Origin of the sequence: Megasphaera sp. DJF_B143 (assembly GCF_900320625.1) — a bacterium.
Classification (GTDB): domain Bacteria; phylum Bacillota; class Negativicutes; order Veillonellales; family Megasphaeraceae; genus Megasphaera; species Megasphaera hexanoica.
Window position 1 is genome coordinate 1 of the sequence record NZ_ONTA01000287.1, and the last position, 7,461, is coordinate 7,461.

Consider the following 7,461-nt stretch of genomic DNA (forward strand, 5'->3'; position numbering starts at 1 on the left):
ATGCCGGCAGAAAATGCGGCAATCCAGCATAATATCCCGCCTGCAAAGAGGACCTATGACAATATAGCCAATATGGAACGGCAGCAGAAATCCCTGGGCCTGTCCTATGACTGGGACCGGGAAGTTGCCACCTGCCATAAAGAATATTATAAATGGACACAGTGGATGTTCGAACTGATGTATAAACGGGGCTTGGCATACCGCAAGGAAGCCAAGGTCAATTGGTGCGAACATTGCCACACCGTCCTTGCCAACGAACAGGCTGAAGGCGGCGTCTGCTGGCGCTGTGACAACCCGGTCGTCAAGAAAGACCTCAAACAGTGGTTCTTCAAGATTACCGATTATGCAGACCGTCTCCTCGACGATCTGGACAAGCTGCCGGGCTGGCCGGAACGGGTCAAGACCATGCAGCGCAACTGGATCGGCCGCAGCGAAGGGGCCAACTTCTTCTTTGACATCCCGGAAATCGGTGAACGTGTAGAATTGTTCTCGACCCGTGTCGATACGATTTTTGGTGCCAGCTTCGTCGTCCTGGCTCCGGAACATCCCTTTGTGGAACGGATCATCAAAGGTAAGCCCAATGAAGCCGAACTGCGCGCCTTCATCGAAAAGATGCGCAATCAGAGCGATATTGAACGTACGTCCGATGACGCCGAAAAAGTTGGCATGTTCACCGGTGCCTATGCCATCAACCCGCTCAACCAGGCCAAGGTGCCTATCTGGATTGCCAACTATGTCCTCGTCGATTATGGTACCGGCGCCGTCATGGGCGTTGCCGGCCACGATCAGCGTGACTTTGAATTCTGCAAGAAATACAATATTCCCATCAAATATGTCATCCAGGATCCGGAAGGCAAGATCGACTACGAACACGATGACATCACCGAAGCCTACACGGGCGAAGGCTACCTCATCAATTCCGGTGAATTCAACGGCCTGTCCATTAAAGAAGGGCAGAAAGCCATTACGAAATGGCTCGTCGATCACGACTATGGTCACGCGACGGTCAACTTCCGTCTCCGCGACTGGCTGATTTCCCGTCAGCGTTACTGGGGTGCTCCGATTCCGGTCGTTTACTGCGAAAAATGCGGCGAACAGCTCGTACCGGAAGACCAGCTCCCGGTCGAACTGCCGGAAGACGTCAAATTTACGGCGGGCGCTACGTCTCCTCTGGAAACGAGCGAAAAATTCCTCCACACGACCTGCCCGAAATGCGGTGGCCCGGCTATCCGCGAAACGGACACGATGGATACCTTCCTGTGCTCGTCGTGGTATCATTTGCGCTATACCGATCCGCGCAACACGGAAATGCCTTTCGATCCGAAGAAAGCCAATTACTGGATGAATGTCGATCAGTACATCGGTGGCATTGAACACGCCATCCTCCATCTGATCTACGCCCGCTTCTTCATGAAAGTCCTGTACGATGCCGGCTATGTTGATAAAGTCGAACCGTACGAACGCCTGCTCACCCAGGGGATGGTACTCCTCGATGGCAGCAAGATGAGTAAATCCAAAGGTAACGTCGTATCGCCGGAAGAAATTGTATCGAAATACGGTGCCGATACGGCCCGCCTGTTCATCCTCTTCGCCGCTCCGCCCGAACGGGATCTGCCCTGGTCGGATACGGGCGTAGAAGGCTCGTACCGCTTCCTGAACCGTGTATGGCGCATCGTCTTCCAGTACATGGATCTGGCGAAAGCCGGCGACGACAGCAGCCGTCCGTACACGGAAGCAGAAAAAGCACTGCGTCTCGTCGAATACACGTCCATCCGCAAAGTAACGGTCGATGTCAAAGGGGCCGATGACCACTACGCACTGAATACGGCGGTCAGCTCCATCATGGAATACGTCAACGCCATGTACAACTACGTGGACAAGAATACGTCCATCCGCAAGGATGTGGCCGTAGAAGTCGTAGAAAATCTGCTCAAGATTCTGGCACCGTTTACACCTCATATCACAGCGGAATTGTGGCAGAAAGTCGGCTTTGAAGGCGATGTCCACAAACAGGATTGGCCGAAAGTCGATGAAAGCGCCCTTCAGGTCGATGAAATCGAACTGCCAATCCAGGTCAACGGCAAAGTACGTGACCGCATCACCGTTCCTGTCGAAATGGGGAAAGACGAACTGAAGGAACTGGCTCTCGCCCGTCCTCACGTCAAGACCTTTACCGATGGCAAGCAGGTTGTCAAATTCATTGTCGTACCGAAGAAAATCATCAATATCGTCGTAAAATAATATAGGAAAAGGGGTGCCGCCGGGCATCCCTTTTTTTGCAGAAGGAGCCGTGTCATGAAAGATAAACTCACTCCCAACCGGACGGTGCATCACCTTACGTCCCTGAATAATACGCCCTGTGCTGTCATCCTGCCAATTCTCACCATTGGCGGGGAAGAACACATCCTCTTTGAAGTCCGGAGCAGCAAACTGGCCTGGCAGCCGCGGGATATCTGTTTTCCCGGCGGCCGTATAGAAAAAAGCGATGCCAGCGCCCTCGATGCGGCCATACGGGAAACGATGGAGGAACTGGGGGTATGCCGCGGCGATATAGACATATTGGGACCCCTAGATTATATTGAATCCATGGCGGGCGTCACTGTCTGGCCTTTTGCGGCCCGGATTCATACGCAGGATTTCACTTTGAGCCGCGGAGAAATAGCGGAAATATTTACGGCCCCCATTTCCTACCTTCGCTCGGTCCGGCCAGAGGAAAAGCATATGGAAATCGCCACCCGTCCCGGAGCTGATTTCCCGGAAGACGTCTTGTACAACAGCTTTCGCGGTGACCGCAGCTGGAAGCGGCGCAAAACATATTCCGTTTATATTTATCGGTATCAGAAGTGGCCCATATGGGGCATTACAGCTCATATCCTGCGACATTTCCTGTCCCTGTATGAGGCATGAGAGGAAAGAGAATAAAGGAAGATGATGCCACATGTATTTGTATCGGCAGGACCACTAGTCTGGTACGGCTATACGTTTTTGTACGGATATACAATATAGCTATATATGGCCTTTAAAAATGTTACTTTATAATTCAAACGTGTATTCATAAATCATTTATAAATATTTTGTAAACTATCGTTTGCAATGATAACTATTCAATCATGAAAAAAAGGAATAATTGCATTGTATAAATAGCGCCTTTTTCTATTGATTAAATACGTGAAAAGTTGTACAATGCAAGTGTAAGAGCTTGCAGGTCGGATACGTTTGCCTTGTTGCAAGCGACGTTCCGTATAGATAGTGTAAAATTTTTGTATTTATGCAGTATCAATGGCAGGAAAGAAGACCTTTTAGTTTTTACGTAATAGATGTTTAAGGAGAGTGGGAACAGTATGGATTTTAAATTGAATGATCTGCAGAAAGACATCGTTAAAACCGTCCATGATTATTGTGAAAAGAAAATAAAACCGGATATCGGCGAACGCGATCACGCAGGTGATTTTGGCGAAGAACATGTAAAAGCTTTGATGCAGGACATGGGTATTGCCGGTATTTACTATCCTGAAGAATACGGTGGAATGGGCAATGACGGCGGCGATGTACTGACGTACATCCTCTGTGTGGAAGAAATTGCCAAATATGATGCCGGTATGGCAGCAACCGTTTCCGCTTCCATTTCCCTCGGTACCAACCCCATCTGGCAGTATGGTACGGAAGAACAGAAGAAAAAATATCTCGAACCGCTCGTAACGGGTGAAAAACTCGGTGCGTTCTGCCTGACCGAACCGGGTGCCGGCACCGACGCTGCTATGCAGCAGACGACGGCTGTCAAGGATGGCGATCATTACATCCTCAACGGCAACAAGATTTTCATCACCAACGGCGGCAAGGCCGATACGTACATCGTATTTGCCATGACGGATAAATCCAAAGGCACGAAAGGCATTTCCGCCTTTATCGTTGAAAAAGGCTGGGAAGGCTTCACCTTTGGCAAGAAAGAAGACAAACTGGGCATTCATACGTCCCAGACTATGGAACTCATCTTCCAGGATGTCAAAGTTCCGGCAGAAAACCTGCTCGGTGAAGAAGGAAAAGGCTTCATCATCGCTATGCAGACCCTCGACGGCGGCCGTATCGGCATCGCTGCCCAGGCTCTCGGCATCGCTGAATCTGCCCTTGACGACGCTGTCGCCTATTCGAAAGAACGTGTACAGTTCGGTCGTCCGCTCTGCAAATTCCAGAACGTTTCCTTCAAACTGGCTGATATGAAGATGAAGATCGAAGCAGCCCGTCTCCTGGTTTACAAAGCAGCCGAAGCCAAACAGGCCGGCGGCCGCTTCTCTCTGGAAGCTGCCATTGCCAAGAGAATGGCTTCCGATATCGCTATGGAAGTTACGACAGAAGCTGTCCAGATCTTTGGCGGCTATGGCTACACCGAAGATTACCCCGTTGCCCGTCATATGCGCGACGCCAAGATTACGCAGATCTATGAAGGCACCAACGAAGTACAGCTCATGGTTACATCGGGCTTCCTGCTCAAATAACCTATCCTTGTTTATGAGGCAGCCATTAGCGCTGTTGACATAAAAATTATTTTTAGGAGGCAACAGAAATATGGAAATATTGGTATGTGTCAAACAGGTTCCGGACACAGCAGAAGTAAAAATTGATCCCGTAAAACATACCGTCATTCGTGCCGGTGTACCGAACATCTTCAATCCGTTCGACCAGAACGCTTTGGAAGCTGCTCTTCAGTTAAAAGATAACCAGGGCGCAAAGGTAACTTTGCTCTCCATGGGGCCCCCGCAGGCTAAAGACGTTCTCCGTGAAGGTCTGGCTATGGGCGCTGATGAAGCATATCTCCTCACAGACCGCAAAGTCGGCGGTTCCGATACGCTGGCTACAGGCTATTGCCTGGCTCAGGCTGTCAAGAAAGTAGCTGAACTCAAAGGCATCGAACAGTTCGATATCATCCTTTGCGGCAAACAGGCTATTGATGGTGATACGGCACAGGTCGGCCCGCAGATCGCCTGCGAACTCGGCATCCCGCAGATTACCTATGCAGCAGCTATCGAAGTAAACGAAGAAGCTAAATGCGTAAAAGTAAAACAGCAGAACGAAGAAGGCTACATCATTACGGAAGCTAACTTCCCTGTCCTGATTACGGCTGTTAAAGAATTGAACGAACCGCGCTTCCCGACCATCCGTGGCACGATGAAAGCAAAACGTCGCGAAATTCCTGAACTCTCCGCTGATGACGTTAAAGCTGACGAAACCAAAATCGGCCTGAGCGGCTCCCCGACGAAAGTTCGTAAGATTTTCACACCGCCTCAGAGAACACAGGGCCTCATCATTCCTGTTGAAGATGACAACGACCAGGCAGCTGTTGATACCTTGATGGAAAAACTGACTGCTCAGAAAATCATTTAATTCTAAGGAGGAAAAGTGAAAATGGATTTAGCAGAATACAAAGGCATTTATGTCATTGCTGAACAATTCGAAGGCAAATTGCGCAACGTATCTTTCGAACTGTTGGGTCAGGCCCGCGTTTTGGCTGACACCATCGGTGACGAAGTTGGCGCTATCTTGATTGGTAAAGATGTAAAACCGATGGCACAGGAACTGATTGCCCACGGTGCACATAAAGTATATGTATATGACGATCCGAAACTGGAAAACTACAACACGACGGCATATGCAAAAGTCATTTGCGATTTCTTCCATGAAGAAAAACCGAATGTATTCCTCGTAGGCGCTACGAACATCGGCCGTGACCTCGGCCCCCGTATTGCCAACTCCCTCCAGACCGGCCTTACGGCTGACTGCACGGGCCTGGCTGTTGACGAAGACGGCAAGACCATCGTTTGGACTCGTCCGGCTCTCGGCGGCAACATCATGGCTGAAATCATTTGCCCGGACAACCGCCCGCAGATGGGTACCGTTCGCCCGAACGTATTCAAAAAACCGGAAGCTGATCCTAATGCCAAAGGTGAAGTTATCGAAAAGACTGCTAACCTCAGCGACGCTGATTTCATGACTAAATTCGTTGAACTCATCAAAATGGGCGGCGAAGGCATCAAAATCGAAGAAGCTGACGTTATCGTATCCGGCGGCCGTGGCATGAATGGTCCTGAACCGTTCACTGGCATGCTGAAAGACCTCGCTGACGTTCTCGGCGGTGCTGTAGGCGCTTCCCGTGCTGCTGTTGACGCTGGCTGGATCGATGCTCTCCATCAGGTAGGCCAGACAGGTAAGACGGTAGGTCCGAAAATCTACATTGCCTGCGGTATTTCCGGCGCTATCCAGCATCTCGCTGGCATGAGTGGTTCTGACTGCGTTATCGCCATCAACAAAGATGAAGATGCTCCTATCTTCAAGGTTTGCGATTATGGTATCGTAGGCGACGCATTCAAGATCGTTCCGCTCCTGACTGCTGCTATCAAAAAAATCAAAGGCTAATAGCTGAGATAGGTAAAGGACTGTGCATAAAAGCAAAGGCTGTCATGCACAGTCCTTTTTTCTGTCTGAAGCAATAACATCAAACCCAAAACATCAAACTTCAAACCCTATTCCCCCTTGACAAGCTGCAAAGGCGGTCGTATAATTTACGCATACCTAGTGATAAGAAAACAGTTTTGACAAGGACATGACTGGTTGTTCGTTTTATACCAGAGAAGGGTACGGTGGTGAGAGTACCCCATAAGACACGACTTTGTTACCGCCTTGGAACTGGCATCCGGAATAGAGTATGGATGTCCGGTCGCACCGTTACCGCGTTCGAGTACAGCAGGTATTGTCTGCTGAACTAGGGTGGAACCACGTGAGCAAGCTCTCGTCCCTTGAGGACGGGAGCTTTTGTATTACAAAGGAGGATGTTTTTTATGGCAGAATTAATTTTGAAAGATGGTAGCAAGAAAGTATTTGCCGATGGCATTTCTCTTGCCGAAGCCGTCAAACAGCTCAGCAACAGCCTGGCAAAAAAAGTATTAGTCGCAAAGGTAAATGGAGAAGTAACAGACCTGCGTGAACCGATTACCGACGGTTCGACTGTTGAATTCCTCACCTTTGACGATCAGGCTGGCAAAGATACCCTTCGCCATACAGCATCCCATGTCATGGCCCAGGCTATCCAGCATCTCTTCCCGGGCGTAAAATTCGCTATTGGCCCGTCCATTGAAAACGGCTTTTACTATGACCTCGATACAGAACACCGCTTCACACAGGAAGATTTCCCGGCAATCGAAGCCGAAATGGCCAAGATCGTCAAAGAAAACTTGCCTCTTACGAAAGAAGTCGTATCCCGTGAAGATGCGCTGAAACTCTTTAAAGAAGCCGGTCAGGATTATAAAGTAGAATTGATCCAGGACCTGCCGGAAGATGCCGAAATTTCCCTCTACCGTCAGGGCGATTTCGTAGATCTCTGTGCCGGCCCCCATACAGCTTCTACGGGCGCTGTTAAAGCCTTCAAGCTGCAGACCGTTGCCGGTGCCTACTGGCGCGGTGACGAACACA

Annotated in this window: 6 protein-coding genes; all 6 read left to right on the forward strand. The window is 49.8% G+C overall.

Translation table 11 applies throughout. From position 1 onward, the window contains the following. Window positions 1-2,241: leucine--tRNA ligase (gene leuS / locus DBO31_RS08330; protein WP_150824917.1), on the forward strand; the 2,241-nt coding region annotated here is incomplete at its 5' end. A 54-nt stretch (window positions 2,242-2,295) separates the two neighbouring features. Continuing rightward, on the forward strand, window positions 2,296-2,907 hold the full coding sequence (locus tag DBO31_RS08335) for a CoA pyrophosphatase (protein ID WP_059077324.1): 612 nt from the start codon (window positions 2,296-2,298) through the stop codon (window positions 2,905-2,907). A gap of 434 nt (window positions 2,908-3,341) precedes the next feature. Then, window positions 3,342-4,493, forward strand: coding sequence for an acyl-CoA dehydrogenase (locus tag DBO31_RS08340; RefSeq protein WP_059077323.1), 1,152 nt, complete (start codon window positions 3,342-3,344; stop codon window positions 4,491-4,493). 70 nt (window positions 4,494-4,563) lie between these two features. Further along, entirely contained in the window at window positions 4,564-5,379 is an 816-nt protein-coding gene (locus tag DBO31_RS08345; RefSeq protein ID WP_059077322.1) for an electron transfer flavoprotein subunit beta/FixA family protein, read from the forward strand. A 21-nt stretch (window positions 5,380-5,400) separates the two neighbouring features. Beyond that, entirely contained in the window at window positions 5,401-6,408 is a 1,008-nt protein-coding gene (locus tag DBO31_RS08350; RefSeq protein WP_150824918.1) for an electron transfer flavoprotein subunit alpha/FixB family protein, read from the forward strand. 422 nt (window positions 6,409-6,830) lie between these two features. After that, on the forward strand, window positions 6,831-7,461 hold a 631-nt coding region (locus DBO31_RS08355), incomplete at its 3' end, for a TGS domain-containing protein (RefSeq protein WP_150824919.1).